At 72.8% G+C, this 15,993-nt stretch carries 9 protein-coding genes; 5 read left to right on the top strand and 4 right to left on the bottom strand.

Annotated features, from left to right (window positions below; genetic code table 11):
- Positions 1–7: 7 nt before the first annotated feature.
- Positions 8–1,207, bottom strand: coding sequence for a beta-ketoacyl-[acyl-carrier-protein] synthase family protein (locus AC1PK7_RS20420; protein WP_481100945.1), 1,200 nt, complete (start codon positions 1,205–1,207; stop codon positions 8–10).
- 218 nt (positions 1,208–1,425) lie between these two features.
- Here AC1PK7_RS20420 and AC1PK7_RS20415 point away from each other — a divergent pair, with 218 nt between their 5' ends.
- Both AC1PK7_RS20415 and AC1PK7_RS20410 read left to right on the top strand, forming a co-directional pair.
- Positions 1,426–1,686 (top strand): YcgL domain-containing protein, encoded by a 261-nt coding sequence (locus AC1PK7_RS20415; RefSeq protein WP_010342688.1) that lies wholly within the window; start codon positions 1,426–1,428, stop codon positions 1,684–1,686.
- Entirely contained in the window at positions 1,679–4,996 is a 3,318-nt protein-coding gene (locus AC1PK7_RS20410) for an ankyrin repeat domain-containing protein (RefSeq protein ID WP_481099325.1), read from the top strand. Before AC1PK7_RS20415 ends, AC1PK7_RS20410 begins: the two co-directional genes overlap by 8 nt.
- Positions 4,997–5,291: 295 nt before the next feature.
- On the opposite strand, the gene AC1PK7_RS20405 is transcribed toward AC1PK7_RS20410, so the two are convergent.
- Both AC1PK7_RS20405 and AC1PK7_RS20400 read right to left on the bottom strand, forming a co-directional pair.
- Complete coding sequence (locus tag AC1PK7_RS20405; protein WP_481099324.1) at positions 5,292–7,181, bottom strand: S8 family serine peptidase; 1,890 nt, start codon at positions 7,179–7,181, stop codon at positions 5,292–5,294.
- 64 nt (positions 7,182–7,245) lie between these two features.
- Positions 7,246–9,582 carry a YadA-like family protein gene (locus tag AC1PK7_RS20400; RefSeq protein ID WP_481099323.1) on the bottom strand — a complete coding sequence of 779 codons (2,337 nt, stop codon included), beginning with the start codon at positions 9,580–9,582 and terminating at the stop codon, positions 7,246–7,248.
- Between the two features lie 212 nt (positions 9,583–9,794).
- Between AC1PK7_RS20400 and AC1PK7_RS20395 the strand changes: the two genes are divergently transcribed.
- Positions 9,795–11,165, top strand: a complete 1,371-nt coding sequence (locus AC1PK7_RS20395) for a sensor histidine kinase (protein WP_481099322.1) — start codon at positions 9,795–9,797, stop codon at positions 11,163–11,165.
- A gap of 54 nt (positions 11,166–11,219) precedes the next feature.
- Here the strand turns inward: AC1PK7_RS20395 and AC1PK7_RS20390 are convergent, their stop codons facing one another.
- Complete coding sequence (locus AC1PK7_RS20390) at positions 11,220–11,930, bottom strand: response regulator transcription factor (protein WP_481099321.1); 711 nt, start codon at positions 11,928–11,930, stop codon at positions 11,220–11,222.
- A gap of 121 nt (positions 11,931–12,051) precedes the next feature.
- On the opposite strand from AC1PK7_RS20390, the gene AC1PK7_RS20385 reads away from it, so the two are divergent.
- Complete coding sequence (locus AC1PK7_RS20385) at positions 12,052–13,842, top strand: glycoside hydrolase family 15 protein (protein ID WP_481099320.1); 1,791 nt, start codon at positions 12,052–12,054, stop codon at positions 13,840–13,842.
- Positions 13,839–15,620 (top strand): glucose-6-phosphate dehydrogenase, encoded by a 1,782-nt coding sequence (zwf, locus tag AC1PK7_RS20380; protein WP_481099319.1) that lies wholly within the window; start codon positions 13,839–13,841, stop codon positions 15,618–15,620. The genes AC1PK7_RS20385 and zwf overlap by 4 nt, the downstream gene beginning before the upstream one ends.
- Positions 15,621–15,993 lie beyond the last annotated feature (373 nt).

Raw genomic sequence — 15,993 nt, 5'->3', positions numbered from 1 at the left:
GGCATGTTCATGCGCGGCCGAACAGCAGCGAGCAGTTGTTGCCGCCGAAGCCGAAGGAGTTGTTCATGGCGTAGCGGACCTGTGCATGGGCAGTGGCGAAGCGGATCTGCGGGCCGCAGGCGGGGTCGGGCAGTTCGCTGTTGAGGGTGCCGGGCAGCAGGCCGTCGCGCAGCGCCAGCAGGGCGAACACCGACTCGACGATGCCGGCGGCGCCGAGCGTGTGCCCGGTCCAGGCCTTGGTCGAACTGGCGTGCAGGGTGGGCGGGAACAGCGCCGCCACCGCGGCGGCCTCGACGCTGTCGTTGGCCGGGGTCGCGGTGCCGTGCAGGTTCAGATACCCGACCTCGGCCGGATCCACGCCGGCGCGCTGCAGCGCACCGCGCATCGCCAGGCCGGCGCCCAGGCCCTGTGGATGCGGCGCGGACATGTGGTGGGCATCGCTGGATTCGCCGTAGCCGCACAGCAACGCCTGCGCCGGCGGCGCGTCGGCGGCATCGGCGCGTTCCAGCAGCGCGTAGCCGCCGGCCTCGCCCAGCGACAGCCCGACCCGGCGCACGTCGAACGGCCGGCATGGCTCCGGCGATACCACCTGCAGCGAGTTGAAGCCGAACAGCACGCTGCCGCACAGCGTGTCCACGCCGCCGACCAGCGCCGCATCGACCACGCCGGCGGCGATCAGCCGCGCCGCCTGGGCGAACACCTTGGCGCTGGACGAGCAGGCGGTGGCGACGGTGATGCAGGGGCCGCGCAGGCCGGTGGCGGCGCGCACGAAATCGCCGAGCGAATGCGGGGTGTGCACGATCGGCCGGTCCAGGTCGGCGGGAATGCGCGGGCCGTCCGCGTCGTGCTCCAGCTGGGTGTAGGCCTCCTCGCTGGCGCCGATGCTGGAGGTGGAGGTGCCCATCACCACCGCCACCCGCTCGGCGCCATGCCGCTGCGCCGCGGCGGCCACGGCCTCGGCCATGCCATCCTGCTGCAGCGCCAGCCAGGCCAGGCGGTTGTTGCGGCATTCCCAGGCGGCCAGGGCGTCCGGCAGCGCCGCGGTTTCCAGCGCGTCCACCCGGCCGATCCAGCATTCCAGCGGTTGCGGGCCGAAATCGTTGCGACGCAGGCCGCTGCGGCCCTCGCGCAGCGCCGCGGCCTGGGCCTGCAGCCCGCTGCCGAGCGCGTTGGTCGCGGTGTAGGCGCGGATGGCCACCGGGGCCATCCGGGGCGACGAGGACGCTTCGGTCACGCGGTCTTCCATACAAGGACAATCACCGCAGTATATCGACGCATTCGGTGATGCCGTGAACCGCCAACGAGGCGAACGTGAATGGCGCGCCTGCCCTGGATCCGTTCAGCGCAGGGCCGGCGTGCGCTTTCGCCGCTGGCGCATTTCCTCCACAATCGCTTGCCTTTCCACGCCAGGCGCACGCCACGGGCATGCAAGCCTACGTCTACAAAAGCCAACGCAAGCCGGACACCTATCTGTATCTCGCCGCCCGCGACGACTTCGGCCGTCTGCCGCCGGCGCTGCTGGCGTCGCTGCAGCCGTTGGCGTTCGTGCTCGAAGTGGCGCTGACCGCCGAACGCAAACTGGCCCGCGCCGATCCGGCCGCGGTGCGCGCCAACCTCGCCGGCTGCGGCTTCCATCTGCAATTGCCGCCGTCCCTGCCCGGCACCACCGATCGACACGATGACTGACTCCTTTCTCCGCGCGCGTGCGCCGATGCTCGCCGCCGCGCTCGGCGCGGTGCTGGCGCTGGCCGCCGGATTCGGCCCGCTGGCCGCCGCGCTGGGCGCCTGGCTGGCGCAACCGGCGTTCGCCCTGGCGCTGTCCTGGCAGCGCGGCAGCCGGCCGCGTCCGCGCGCGGCGCGCGAGCTGGTCGGCGCCGCGGCGCCGCTGCTGGTGCTGTGGGCCGGCGGCATGGCGCTGGTCGCGGTGCTGGTGGCCTGGCCGCTGGCGGCGCTGCACGACAGCGGCAGCCTGGCCGCGGCGCTGGCGCTGAGCGTGGCCGCCAGTGCCGCGCTGCTCGGCCTGTGGCGGACCTGGCCGCTGTGGCACGGCAGCGACTGCGAGGGCGGCCCGCTGGGCGCACGCTGGCACGCGCTGGCGCAGCAGGACGTGCAGGCCTGGCGTGGGCTGGCGGTAGCCGCACTGGTGCTGGTGCTGGCCGGGCTCGGCGTGGTGCTGGCCTGGCCGGGGCTGCTCGCCGACGCCGCGCGCTGGCCGCTGGCGCTGGCCTATGCGCTGCTGTCGCCGCTGCTGCACGCCGGCCTGCAACGGGTGGCGCCGCCGCAGACGCTGACCCCGCCGGTGTCCTCGGCCGACCTGTTCGCCGAACTGAGCGCCAACACCACGCCGCGCGCCGACGAGCCGCCGCCGGCGCAGGACGAACTGCATGCGGCGCTGTACGACGCCGCCCGCGGCGGCCGCGTCGATCGCGCGCTGCAGTTGCTGCAGGCCGGCGCCGATCCGCACGCGCTGCCCGCCCCCGAGTGGCGCGACCAGCGCAGCCTGCCGGTGCTGGCCGCGGTATTGCCGGACCTGCGCCTGCTGCGCGAACTGATCGTGCGCGGGGTCGACGTCAATCGCCCGCACCTGGGCATGACCCCGCTGCTGGCCGCCACCCGCGACAGCTGGCATGGCCGCCCGGAGGCGGTGATGACCCTGCTCGCCAACGGCGCCGACCCGCGCGCCAGCGACGGCGACGGCAACACCCCGCTGCATCACGCCGCGCGCAGTTCCGACCCGGGCGTGGCCGCGCTGCTGCGCGACGCCGCCGCCGAACTGGACGCGGCCAATCGCGACGGCCTGACCCCGCTGGCGGTGGCCTGCCAGGTCGGCAACTGGCGCATGGCCAAGTTCCTGCTCGAGCGCGGCGCCAAGCCGGAGCCAGCCGAGGCCAGCCCGGTGCTGCTGGCCGCCGCCGGCACCGAGGAAGACGATCCGGCCGGCGTGCAGTTGCTGCTCAAGCACAAGGCGCGGGTCGACGCGCGCGATCGCCAGCGCCGCAGCGCGCTGCACGAGGCGGCGCAGGCCGGCCACGTGGAGATCGTGCAGGCCCTGCTCGGCGCCGGCGCCAACCTGGAAGCGCGCGACGCGCTGGGCCGCACGCCATGGCTGGAAGCCGCCCGCCACGGCCGCGTGGCGGTGCTGGAACGGCTGCTGCCGCACAAACCGGACCTGACCGCGGTCGACGGCGACGGCCGCAATGCGATCCTGCTGGCCTGTACCGCCGACCACGTCGCCCCGGGCCTGATCCGGCGCCTGCTGGAGCTGGGCGTAGCGCCGGCGCAGCCGGACCAGAGCGGCCGCCGCGCCGTCGACCTGGCCGCCGAGGCCGGGCGCTGGGCGATCGTGTCCGCGCTGGACCCGGACTATCCGCTGCCGGCCGCGGTCAGCGACGGCCAGGGCGAGAGCGGCCCGGCCGGCCTGCCCGACCGGCCGCCGCTGGAACTGCTGCGCGAGGGCCTGCAACTGGGCCAGCCGCGCGAGGGCCTGGCTGCGCTGGCACGGCTGTGTGCGCCCGAGGAACTGGGCGCGCTGCTGCACGATGCGCCGCTGGCGCTGAACGCGCAGGCGGTGGACTGGTTGCTGGCGCACGGCGCCGCGCCGGAAGTGCTCGATGCCTGCGGCGATACCCCGATGTTCGCGCTGCTCTCGCGCGGCGTGGAGGCGGTGCCCAGCCTGCAGGCGATGCTGCGCCACGGTGTGTCGCCGGCCGGCCGCGGCGGCCTGACCCGGCTGCTGGCCGCCTGCGCCCAGCATGATCACGCCTCGCGCGCGCTGGAACAGTTCGCGCTGGAACTGCTCGAGCGCGGCGCCGATCCGTTCGCACCGTCGCCGGCCGGCGATCCGCCGCTGTCGCTGGCGGTGCGGCTGGGCTGGCTGCGCCTGCAACTGCAGTTGCTCGAGCGTGGCGCCGACCGCGAGGCACGCGACAGCCACGGCATGACCGCGCTGCACCTGGCCGCCGCGCTGGGCCGCGAGGCCTCGCTGAAGCTGCTGATCCTGCAGGGCGCCTCGCCGGACGCACGCGCCGCCGACGGCCAGACCCCGCTCGGCGTGGCCCTGGCCAGCGGCCGCCGCGACCTGGCCGACTGGCTGGACTGGCGCACCTGGCCGCTGCCGCGGCGTCCGCTGCGCGAGGCCGACGTGCCGGCCGCGGCGATGGTCGGCGATGCCGAGGCGATCCGCCGCCTGATCGACCTGGGCCTGCCGGTGGATGCGGTGGACGCGCAGGGGTGCACCGCGCTGCTGCGCGCCGCTGGCGGCGGCCATGCCGAAGCGGTGAAGCTGCTGCTGGCGCGCGGCGCCGATCTGCAGCACGCCGCGGCCAGCGGCGCCACGCCGCTGTCGGCGGCGGTAAGCATGCGCCAGACCGAGATCGTCGCCGCCCTGCTGCAGGCCGGTGCGCAGATCGAACACCGCCTGCCCGGCGGGGTCACCGTGCTGATGCTGGCCTGCGCGCTGGGCCTGCCGGACATCGCCGCGCGGCTGCTGGCCGCCGGTGCCGACGTGCATGCCGGCGACGCGCAGCAACTGGCGCCGCTGCACTGCGCCGCGCTGTACGGCTTCACCGCGCGCGACAAGACGCGTTTGCTGGCGTTGCTGGACACCTTACTGCTGGCCGGCGCCGAGGCCGACCGCGGTTCCGCCGGCGGCGTCACCCCGCTGCTGCTGCTGCTGGGCGCGCGCGCCGAACCGGGCACCGCCTGCGAGGAGCCGGTGGTGCTGGCCGGCGTCGAGCGCCTGCTCGACGAGGACGTCAGCCTGGAAGTGCAGGATCCGCGCGGTTTCGGCCCGCTGCACCTGGCCGCGCTGCACGGCCTGCCGCTGCTGGTGCAGCGCCTGCTGCGCGCCGGCGCCGATCCGGAACTGCGCGATACCTTGAACCGCACCCCGCGCGAGATCGCGGTGATGCGCGGCTTCGTCGACGTCGCCGGGCAGTTCCAGCCGGCGCTGCCGGGCGTGTCGTCGATGGCCCGGTTCCTGCGCGAAAGCCGCTAGCGCTTTTCCTTCTCCCACCGGGAGAAGGTGGCCCGGAGGGCCGGATGAGGGTAGGGCGCAGCCTCGCGCCGCCCATCGCCCCGCGCCTCGTGCCTCGTGCCGTCCCCTCACTCAGACCCCTCTCCCGGTGGGAGAGGGGCTTGCCGCATCGCGGTGCACCGCAGCGCCCAAAAAAATGCCCGCCGGAAGGCGGGCGAGTGCGTCATGGTGGTCCGTCGCTGCTTTCGGAGTCGCGGCGGGAGGCCTTCTCCCGCGCACGTGGCGCGGCGGCGAACGGCGCCGCCGCGCGGTCGCGTTACTGCCGTGCGACCACGGTCAGGCCGCTGTAGCTGCCGCTCAGGCGCACGTAGTAGGTCGTGGCGCTGGACGGGGTGAGGCGCACCGTCTGGGTGGTGGTGCCGGCACGGGTGGAGCGCGCGTCGTAGCTGCTGCTGGTCGGCACCTTGCCCGCCGACACGTACATCGCCACGTTGCCGCTGCCGCCGAAGGTCATGAAGCTGACCGCGGTGCCGGCGGCGGCCTGGAAGCTGTACAGCGCATCGCCGCCCTGGCTGCCGAGGCCGCGCATCTCGACCTTGTTGACCAGGGTCTTGGTCGGCGGCACGCAGGTGCTGTCCGACGGATTGCATGGCGGGGTGGTGGCCATCTGCAGCAGCATGTCCACGTCCAGGATGCCGGCGCCGATCGGCGTGCTGGTGGGGATGGCCACCGGGAACGGCCGTGCGCTGGCGCGCAGCAGGTCGCGCATGCCGGTCCAGCTGAACGGGGTGGTGGCCACGCTCTGCACCAGCGCCACCGCCGCGGCCACGTGCGGGGAGGCCATCGAGGTGCCGGCCATGCCGCCGATCTGCCAGTCGCTGGTCGGGCTCTGCGAGCCGCCGTTGATCACCTGGAAGATGTAGCCGCCGGGGTTGCCGTCGATGTCGCCGCCGCCGCCCGGCGCGGCGATGTCCACGCGGGTGCCGTAGTTGGAATAGCTCGCGCGGCCGCCGTTGATACGCGAGGCGCCGACGCTGATCACGCCGTTGCAGGAGGACATGGTGTACGTGGCGGCATTGGCGTTGGAGTTGCCGGCGGCGACCACGATGATCGTGCCCTTGGCGTTGATCTGGTCGATCGCGTCCTGGTAGATCTGCGGGCAGGTATCCGGGGAACTGCTGCCCAGGCTCATGTTGATCACCTCGGCCGGGTTCGGGTTGGTCGGCAGGCCGGCGACCGGCAGGCCCGCGGCCCACAGCATGCCGTCGGTGATGTCGCTGCCGAAGCCGCCGCAGGAGCCGAGCACGCGCACCGGCAGGATCTTCGCGTCGTAGGCCAGGCCGGCGGTGGCCAGGTTGTTGTTGGTGACCTGGGCGATGGTGCCGGAGACGTGGCTGCCGTGCCATGAGCTCGGCTCCGGGGCGTTGCCGGAGCCGCCGAGCGCGTTGCAGTAGTCGGCCTCGACCCAGTCGCCCAGGTCGTAGCCGCCGGCCACGCGGCCGTCGGTGTCGCGGCGCGAGACGCGGTGGTCGGTGATCATGTCGTAGCCGGGCAGCACGTTGGCGGCCAGGTCCGGATTGTTCTGCACCACGCCGGTGTCGACCACCGCCACCACCACGCCCTTGCCGGTGGAGCGGGTCCAGCCCCGCTCGGCGTTCACCCCGCCGACCGGGTCGTGGAAATTCCACTGCAACTGGGCGTAGGCCGGATCGTTGGGGGTGGTGGAGGCGGCGGCCGCGACGGCGGCCGGCAGGCGCACGCTGGCCTCGTCCAGACGCCGGTACAGGCGGTCGACCTGCACCGACACCACCGACGGGTCGGCCTTCAGTTCGTTGATGAAGGCGGTGCGCTCGCTGTCGCTGAGGTGGCGCGAGGTCTGCACCACGTGCCAGCCCGGCACCGCCATGTCGCGCAGCACCTTGGCGCTGACGGCGCTGCGTACGGTCAGGCCGTCGCTGGCGATCTGCGCGCGCTGCATGCCGCTGCGTGCCACCGCGCTGCTGAGGGTGGTGGCGAGCAGGCTGCGCGCCTGGGTGCCGCCGTCGCGGGTCTTGACGATGAAGCGCTGGCCCAGGTCGTTGGGGTTGGCCGATTGCGGCACCGGGCCCTGCACGCGGCCCAGGCCGATGGTGGGAGTGGCCGCTTGCGCGCCAGCGGCGAACAGGACGGCGGCGAGGGCAGCGGCGAGCGTGTTGGAAGACATCATCTGCAGATCCTGGAAAAAAGAGGAAGAGGAAGAAACACCGCGGCGCGCGTGGCGCCGCGCGACATCACAGGTCCACGCCCACGCCGATGCCGGCCGAGGACTCGCCGTTGCTGAAGGCGCCGCCCAGGCTGAACGAGGCACGCGCGCCGAGCTTGCGGGCGTAGCCGATCGACAGCGCCTGCTGCCCGCCCTGGAAGCCGGCGCCGACCGACACGCGCCCACGCGGGCTCTGCGTGCCGGCGGCGTTGACCGCCATGTTGAGCATCGCCGCGCTCATCGCGCCGAGCTTGTCCATGCGCCGGTCCATGCCGTCGAGACGGTGTTCGGTGTCGGTGCGCAACTGGTTGAAGCTGTCGTCCAGCGCGGTGATGCGGGTGTTGGTGTAGGCGTTGGCGCTGCTCAGGGTGGCGCTGTCGCCGGCCCGCATCTGCGCCACGTTGGCCGCATCGGTGCCGGCGCTGCCGGCGGCGACGTTGGCGATCTGCCGCTCGTTGCCGGCGCTGCCCACCGAGACCGTGTTGGCGCGGTCGGCGACCGAACCCTGGCCCAGCGCCACCGCGTTGGCGGCACTGGCCGAGGCACCCTGGCCGAGCGCGGTGGCCGAGGCGGCCGAGGCACTGGCGCTCTCGCCGAGCGCCACCGCATTGGTCGCCACCGCGGCGACGCGGGCGTTGGCGCCGACCGCGGTGCTGCCGTCGGCATTGACCGTGGCGTTGCCGCCGATGGCGGTGTCGTTGGGGCCGTAGGCCAGCGCCTGCGCGCCCATCGCCAAGCCGTTGTTGCCGTTGGCGGTGGCCCCGGAGCCGACGGCCACGGCATTGGTGCCGGCGCCGGTGCTGGGAGCCGTGGCCGCGCCACCGCCGCCGCCGATGCTGACCCCGCCGGAGCCGCCGATCGCGTCGAGGCGGTTGCCGAAGCCGGTCAGCGCGGTGTCCAGCGCGCCCATCGCCGAGCCCAGGTCGGTGTAGTGGCTGCCCTGCACCAGGTAGTTTCCGCCGATCAGGTTGCCGTTGGCATCGACCACGCTGCCGGCGCCGAAGGCGGCGGCGACGTTGCGCAACTGCGCCAGGTTGACCGCGTCGGTGTCCATGGTGCCGGCGGCCAGGTTGGTGAGCTGGCGCTCGGCGCCCACCGCACCGATGGACACGGTGTTGTCGCGTTCGGCGACCGAGCCGGCGCCGAGCGCGACGCTGTTGTTGGTGATGGTCGTCTGGTCGTTGACGAACTGCGAGTTGCCGACGCGGGCGCCGGGGCCGATCGCGATCGACCGGTCGCCGAACACGTCCGCGCCGGTGCCCACGGCGATGCTGTCGTAGAACAGCACCGGGGTCTCGCGGAAGAATTCGCCGTTCCACACCATGCCCCCGCCCAGGGCCAGGCTGCGGGTGCCGCCGGCCCAGGAGCCGTTGCCGAGCGCGGTGGAGCCGACACCGAGGGCGAGCGCGGCCGGGCCGACCGCGGTGGCGTCGTCGCTCTGCGCGAATGCGCTGGGGCCCATGGCCACGCTGTGGGTGCCCCAGGCGCGTGCGCCATTGCCGAAGGCGGTGGCCCACTCGGCGGTGGCCTGGCTCTGCGCGCCCACTGCCACGGCCGCGTACTGGTTGGCCACCGCGGTGGTGCCGACGGCGACGGTGCGGTTGGCGCTGGCTTCGGCCAGGGCGCCGACCGCGGTGGAACTGTAGGCGGTGGCCAGCGCGCCGCCGCCCAGCGCGGTGGACAGCGGGCCGGTGGCCTGGGTGGCCTGCAACTGGGTGCCTTCCACACCGAAGCCCGGATTCATCTCCTCGCTCACGTCGACGATGCCGCCGACCGCGACGCTGGAGCGGTCGCTGGCGATCGCGCCGGCGCCGGCAGCCACGTTGAACTTGCCGCTGGCCTGGGCGCCGGCGCCCAGCGCGGTCGCCGCCATGCCGGTGGCCGAGGTCTGCTGCAGGATGGTCACGCCGTTGGGCAGCGACGAGTAATCCACGTCGAGCATGCCGCCGATGGCGGTGGTGGAGATCTCGGTGGCCAGGCTGTTGTGGCCGACCGCCAGCGCATGGTCGGCGTAGCCCACCGCACCGCCGCCGATCGCCATGGCGCCGGTCCCCACCGCCGAGGCGGCCTCACCGGCGGCCAGCGCTTCGTCGCCATCAGCCTCGGCGCCGGCGTTGCTGTCGGCGCTGCCGGTGGCCTTGAAGTAGACGCTGGGGTCGTAGGTGGTCGCGGCCGGGGTCGCGCTGGCGTCGCTGGCGGTGGCGTCGGTGCCGGAGGCCTGGGCCGTGCCGGTCGTCGTGGTGGTGGGCGTCTGCGCCAGGGCCGTCGACGACAGGCACAGCGCACAGGCCAGGGCCAGGGTGCTGTAGGCGCGGGGCATCGGATGACGGGCGGCGGTGCCGCGCAGGGAAGAGCGTGCGTTCATGGCGATCTCGGGCTGGAAAACGGCAGGGCAGAAGGTGACGTCGGCGGCGCGCGTGCGCCTCCGCATCGGTCAGGAGTGGTCTGGGAGCCGCGCCGTCGTCCCCGGGCGCGTTCCGTCATGCGAACTTAGGCCCGCCGTCACCGGCTTGTCACCTGCAAGTTCTCGCATGATCATCATCGGATTCTCACTGAACGGGAATGGAGCACGGCGGCATGGCGAAGGCGTTCTGGAACTGGCTGGGCCGCGCGCCGCTGCTGGACGAGGTGGACCGGCGCAACGCGCGGGTGATCCAGTTGCTGCTGCTGTTCCTGGCGGTGACCATTCCCGCCACGCTGGTGATCGCGCTGGTGCTGGCGTGGCCGCAGCTGCGCGGGCAGCCGGTGCAACCCGGGCTGGTGATCTCGTTGAGCATGAGCCTGTTGATCGGGGTGTGCGCGGCGATCGGTTTCGTGCGCGTGCGCCATGGCGCCTTGCGCGGCGGCGTGCGGTTGCTGCTAGGAGCGATGCTCGGCTCGCTGCTGGTCAATGCCGCCATCCACGGCTTCCAGCGGCAGTTGCCGGACCAGTTGGCGCAGATGCTGGTGCTGATCCTGGCCGGGCTGGTGCTGGGGCGCCGCGCGCTGTGGGTCACCTTCGTCGCCTTGCTGCTGATGCTCGGCGTCGGCGTGGGCCGCGATGCGCTGGCCGAACTGGCCGGCGCGCCGGCGCAGGCGCTGTTCAACGTGCTGCCGGTGCTCTTCAGCTACCTGCTGGTGGCGCTGCTGCTGGACCGCACCACCGAGGCGCTGCGCGAGAGCCTGCGCGAGTCCAACGCGCGCGGCCAGCGCCTGCAGCAGGAGATGCACGAGCGCGAGCGCGCGCAGACCCAGCTGATCCATGCGCAGAAGCGCGAGATCACCGAGCGCATGGCCAGCGGCCTGGCCCACGATTTCAACAACATCCTGGCGGTGATGTCCGGCTTCGCCGCCGCGCGCCACGACGACGATCTGGACGGCGACGCGCAACGCATCGCGCACCTGGAGGACAGCCTGGCGGCGGTGGAGGAATCGGCCGAGCGCGGCATGACCATCGTGCGCCGGCTGCTGCGCTTCAGCCGCCGCGACGCCGAGCATGTCGAGCGCTTCGACGCGGCGGCGGCGGTGGAGGCGCTGCAGCCGATGTTGCGGCAGTTGCTGGAAGCGCGCATCGTGCTGCGCTGCGCGCTCCCGGCGGCGCCGGCGCCGATCCGCTTCGAGCGCAGCCAGTTCGACCTGATGCTGCTGAACCTGGCCTCCAACAGCCGCGACGCGATCGCCGACCGTGGCCATTTCGACATCGCCGTCTCCAGTGAGGACGAGGGCACCGTCATCGAGGTCGCCGACGACGGCCACGGCATGCCGGCCGAGGTGGCCGCGCAGGTGTTCGAGCCGTTCTACAGCACCAAGCCCGCCGACAGCGGCACCGGCCTGGGCCTGGCGGTGGTGCGCGACCTGGTGGTGCGCGCCGGTGGCCGCATCCAGGTGCACAGCACGGTGGGCGTGGGCACGCGCTTCCGCATCGTGCTGCCGCATGCCGATGCGTTGCCGGCCGCGGTGCCGGCATAGGCCTGGCCTGACGCGACGGCCCGCGCCACGCGGCGCGCGATGGCGAGTGGCGGATCAGCCGGCAGGATCGAGGATGTAGCCCTTGCCGTGCACCGCGGCCAGCGGCAGCGGTTCGCCGCAGCGGCGCTGCACCTTGCTGCGCAGGCGGTGCACCATCGAATCCAGGCGGTGCGCGTCGAAGTCGTAGACGCGATCGGTGAGGGCGGCGATCAGCGCCTCGCGCGGCACCAGCAGGCCCGGTTGCTCGAGCAGGCGCAGGCACAGGCGGCGTTCGCTGCCGGTCAGCGCGGCGGCGGCGCCGGATGGCGACAGCAGGCACCAGCCGTCTTCGCTCATCTGCCAGCGCCCGCGCGCCGGCGCCGCCGGCGGACGCCCGCTCACGCGCCGCGCCAGGCTGTGCAGGGTCGCGGCCAGCAGGTCGATTTCCACCGGCTTGGACAGGTAGGCATCGGCGCCGCCGGTCAGGCCGCGGATGCGGTCCTCGGTCTGGCCCAGGCTGGTCAGCATGACGATGCCGAGGTCCGGGTACTGCTGCCGCAGCGCGCCGGCCAGGGTGAAGCCGTCGGTATCGGGCAGCCCGACATCCAGCACCACGATCTCGGCGCCCTCGCGCTGCACCCGCTGCTGCAGTTCGGCGCCGGTGCCGCAGCCGTCGGCGGCGAAACCGAAGCGGCGCAGGCCTGGTACCAGGATGCGATCGCGCAGTATCGGATCGTCCTCCAGGACCAGAGTGCGCAGGGCGGCGGCAGCGGGATCGGAAGTCATGCGCAGCCGCAGTGTAGCCGCAGCCGCGCGCTTGCGCGCGCCTGAACGGCGTGCTGCGGCGATTACGCGATGCAAACACCGGCGCTGGCAGACTCGCCGCTCCTCCGTCCCGGCGCCGACGATGGCCTCGCGAATCGAAGACTACGCCATGCTCGGCAACTGCCGCAGCGCGGCCCTGGTGGACCGTTGCGGCTCGATCGACTGGCTGTGTCTGCCGCGCTTCGATTCCGATGCCCTGTTCGCCGCCCTGCTCGGCGAGCCCGACCACGGCCGCTGGGCGATCGCGCCGCAGGGCGCCTACACCAGCACCCGCGCCTACCGCGACGGCAGCCTGGTGCTGGAGACGCGGTTCGAGACCGACACCGGCGCCGTGGCGCTGCTCGACTTCATGGTCGCCAGCCACGACGAAGTGATGCACAACCATGTGGTGCGGATCGTGCGCGGCCTGCACGGCACGGTGCCGCTGCGCATGCAGCTGCAGTTGCGCTTCAACTACGGCCGCACCATTCCCTGGGTCTCGCAGATCGACGGTGGCCTCCAGGCGGTGGCCGGGCCGGACCAGATCGCCGTGCGCAGCCCGCAGGCCATGCACGGCCACGGCTTCGCCACCGAGGCCGAGTTCGTGCTGGAGGCCGGCGAAAGCACCTGGTTTGTGCTCAGCCACGGCGCCTCGCACCTGGAGCTGCCGCCGCTGCTGGAGCCGGAACAGGCGCTGGCGCAGACCGAGGCGTTCTGGCACGGCTGGTCGCACCGCTGCCTGCATGCCGGCCCGTGGACCGAGGCGGTGCGGCGCTCGCTGGTGGTGTTGAAGGGCCTGAGCTATCTGCCCACCGGCGCCATCGTCGCAGCGCCGACCACCTCGCTGCCCGAACGCCTGGGCGGCGAACGCAACTGGGACTACCGCTTCTGCTGGCTGCGCGATGCGGTGTTCACCCTCACCGCATTGCGCGCGGCCGGCTACTTCGACGAGGCCGCCGCCTTCCACGGCTGGCTGCAGCGCACCGTGGCCGGCTCGCCGGACCAGTTGCAGGCGCTGTACGGCATCGGCGGCGAGCGGCGCATGTCCGAATGGACGGTGGACTGGCTGCCCGGCTACGAAGGCGCCTCGCCGGTGCGCGTGGGCAATGCCGCGGTCGGCCAGTTCCAGCTCGACGTCTATGGCGAGGTGATCGCCGCATTCCACCGCGGCCACCACGAGGGCATGGCCACGGCCGTGCATGGCCGCTCGCTGGCGCGGCAGTTGCTGGAGGTGCTGGAACAGCGCTGGCGCGAGCCGGACGAGGGCATCTGGGAAATCCGCGACAAGCGCCAGCACTTCGTGCATTCCAAGGTGATGGCGTGGCTGGCGTTCGACTGCGGCGCGCGCGATGGCGTCACCGATGCCGATGCCGCGCAACGCGCGCACTGGCGCGCGCTGGCCGACGAGATCCATGCGCAGGTGCTGGCGCAGGGTGTGCACCGCGACGGCTATTTCGTGCAGAGCTACGGCAGCGAGCGACTGGACGCGGCGACCCTGCTGATCCCGCTGGTCGGCTTCCTGCCGCCGGACGATCCGCGCGTGGCCGCGACCGCCGACGCCATCGCCGCACGCCTGAGCATCGACGGCCTGGTCGAGCGCTACCGCGCCGACGACGCCAGCGGCGACGGCTTGCCGGCCGGCGAGGGCACCTTCATCGCCTGCAGCTTCTGGCTGGTGGAGAACTACGCGCTGCTCGGCCGCCGCGAGCAGGCGCGCGCGCTGTTCGAGCGCCTGCTCGCGCTGTGCAACGACGTCGGCCTGCTGGCTGAGGAGTACGACCCGCGCAGCGGCCGCATGCTCGGCAATTTCCCGCAGGGCTACTCGCACGTGGCGCTGGTCCACGCGGCGCTGCGCCTGCATGGCTTGATCGGCGAACAGGACACCCATCCATGAGCGATGCCTCCCAGACCACCCCTCCCTGCCTGATCGTGGTGTTCGGCGCCCGTGGCGACCTGACCCGCCGCCTGGTGCTGCCGGCGCTGTACAACCTGCGCCACAGCGGCGCGTTGCCCGAGGAGTTCGCGGTGATCGGCGTGGACCACGGCGCGGTCAGCGAAGTGGCATGGCGGCGCATGCTCGGCGATGCGATGCGCGGGCTGATGGCCGACCGCGACGCCGAGTTCAAGGCCGATGGCCTGGACGAGGAGGTGTGGGGCTGGCTGCGCTCGCGCCTGCATTACCTGCGCGGCGACTTCAACGACGCAGCCACCTATCGCAGCCTGGGCGCGCTGCTGGAGAAGATCGGCGCGCAGTACCGCACCGGCGGCAACGTGCTGTTCTACCTGGCCACCGCGGCGCGCTTCTTCGCGCCGGTGATCGAGCAACTGGGCGCGGCCGGGCTGGTCAGGCAGAGCGCCAGCGGCGGCTGGCGCCGGGTGATCGTGGAGAAGCCGTTCGGCCACGACCTGCAGAGCGCGCGCGAGCTCAACGCCATTGTCGGCCGCGTGCTCGACGAGGATCAGGTGTTCCGCATCGACCATTTCCTGGGCAAGGAAACGGTGCAGAACATCCTCGCCTTCCGCTTCGCCAACGGCCTGTTCGAACCGGTGTGGAACCGCGACCGCATCGACCACGTGCAGATCACCGCGGCCGAGACCATCGGCGTGGAGGGCCGCGGCGGCTTCTACGACCCCACCGGTTGCCTGCGCGACATGGTGCCCAATCACCTGTTCCAGTTGCTGGCGATGATCGCGATGGAGCCGCCGGCCGCGTTCACCCCGGCAGCGATGCTGCGCCGGCGCGCCGAGGTGATCGAGGCGGTGCGGCCGCTGAGCCCGGCCGACGTGGTGCGCGGGCAGTACGCGGCCGGCGCGATCGGCCGCAACGCCGTGCCCGGCTACCGCGAGGAGGACACGGTGCCGTCGGACTCCAACACCGAGACCTACGTGGCGATGAAGCTGCAGGTGGACACCTGGCGCTGGGCCGGCGTGCCGTTCTACCTGCGCACCGGCAAGCGCCTGCGCGAGCGCACCACCGAGATCGCGATCCGCTTCAAGCCGGCGCCGCTGGCGCCGCTGCGCAGCGCCGAAATCGGCGGCTACGGCCCCGACTGGCTGGTGCTGCACATCCAGCCCGACGAGGGCATCTCGCTGCAGTTCGACGTCAAGCGTCCGGGCGCGCGGGTCAGCCTGGCGCCGGTGCGCATGGATTTCCGCTACCGCGACTGGTTCCCCAAGGAATACACGGTGGGCTACGAACGCCTGCTGCAGGACTGCATGCACGGCGAGGCGGGACTGTTCCAGGACGCGACCATGGTCGAGGCGGCCTGGACCATCGTGCAGCCGATCCTCGACGCCTGGCAGACCTCGGCCGACGAAACCCCGCAGTACCCGGCCGGCAGTGCCGGCCCGGCCGCCGCCGATGCGCTGCTGGCGCTCAACGGCGGACACACCTGGCGCACCCTGACCGCGGGGCGGCGCCCGCCGCCGCGGCGCCCGCCCGAAGCCACCGCCACGACCGAGACCCGGCCGGTGACGCCGGCGCCGAAGCGTGGCGGGGCCAAGACGGCCGATGCCTCCGCTTCGCCCAAGGCACGCACGTCGACCAAGGCCAAGCCCGCCGCGGCGCCAGCAAAGACGTCGGCGGCGAAGAAGGTCGCCAGGAGTACCGCGAAGAACGCCGTCAAGCGCACGGCCAGCAGCGCCGCGAAGCGTCCCGCACGAAAGCGCTGAAGCGGTGCCTCGGGCGCTGGCGGGAGCGCCAGTGCTCGGGAAAATGCTTCCATGTCAGGAGGAGCGGCGCAGCGATGGCGGCTGGCTCCTGCAGTCGGGGCTGAAGCCCCTCACAGTGGAAGGATTGGCGGCGCGCGGAAATAGCGCGTGCGCCCAGCATTAGCCTTTGCGTCGGCATGCCAGTGCGCTGCGTCACCGCGGCGGAAGCCGTCGAACCCCCTCGTAGGAGCGGCTTCAGCCGCGACGGGCATTATCGGGAATGCCCGTCGCGGCTGAAGCCGCTCCTACAATCGCGACGATACATCATGCCGAGCCGCGGCAATAACGCGTTATTGGAGATGCCCTTCACGCGCACCACGCTGTAGTCGGTGCG

The organism is Xanthomonas sp. NCPPB 3174, assembly GCF_056725205.1.
The sequence above is the reverse complement of the archived record's forward strand: the minus strand, read 5'-3'. Positions and strand labels throughout refer to the sequence as shown.

What these genes read in the sequence shown, in the direction of transcription:
- AC1PK7_RS20385 (WP_481099320.1), top strand. Translation starts at nt 12,052, where the DNA reads ATGGCCTCGCGAATCGAAGACTACGCCATGCTCGGCAACTGCCGCAGC.
- AC1PK7_RS20420 (WP_481100945.1), bottom strand. Translation starts at nt 1,207, where the DNA reads ATGGCCCCGGTGGCCATCCGCGCCTACACCGCGACCAACGCGCTCGGC.
- AC1PK7_RS20405 (WP_481099324.1), bottom strand. Translation starts at nt 7,181, where the DNA reads ATGATGTCTTCCAACACGCTCGCCGCTGCCCTCGCCGCCGTCCTGTTC.
- zwf (WP_481099319.1), top strand. Translation starts at nt 13,839, where the DNA reads ATGAGCGATGCCTCCCAGACCACCCCTCCCTGCCTGATCGTGGTGTTC.
- AC1PK7_RS20400 (WP_481099323.1), bottom strand. Translation starts at nt 9,582, where the DNA reads ATGAACGCACGCTCTTCCCTGCGCGGCACCGCCGCCCGTCATCCGATG.
- AC1PK7_RS20410 (WP_481099325.1), top strand. Translation starts at nt 1,679, where the DNA reads ATGACTGACTCCTTTCTCCGCGCGCGTGCGCCGATGCTCGCCGCCGCG.
- AC1PK7_RS20415 (WP_010342688.1), top strand. Translation starts at nt 1,426, where the DNA reads ATGCAAGCCTACGTCTACAAAAGCCAACGCAAGCCGGACACCTATCTG.
- AC1PK7_RS20390 (WP_481099321.1), bottom strand. Translation starts at nt 11,930, where the DNA reads ATGACTTCCGATCCCGCTGCCGCCGCCCTGCGCACTCTGGTCCTGGAG.
- AC1PK7_RS20395 (WP_481099322.1), top strand. Translation starts at nt 9,795, where the DNA reads ATGGCGAAGGCGTTCTGGAACTGGCTGGGCCGCGCGCCGCTGCTGGAC.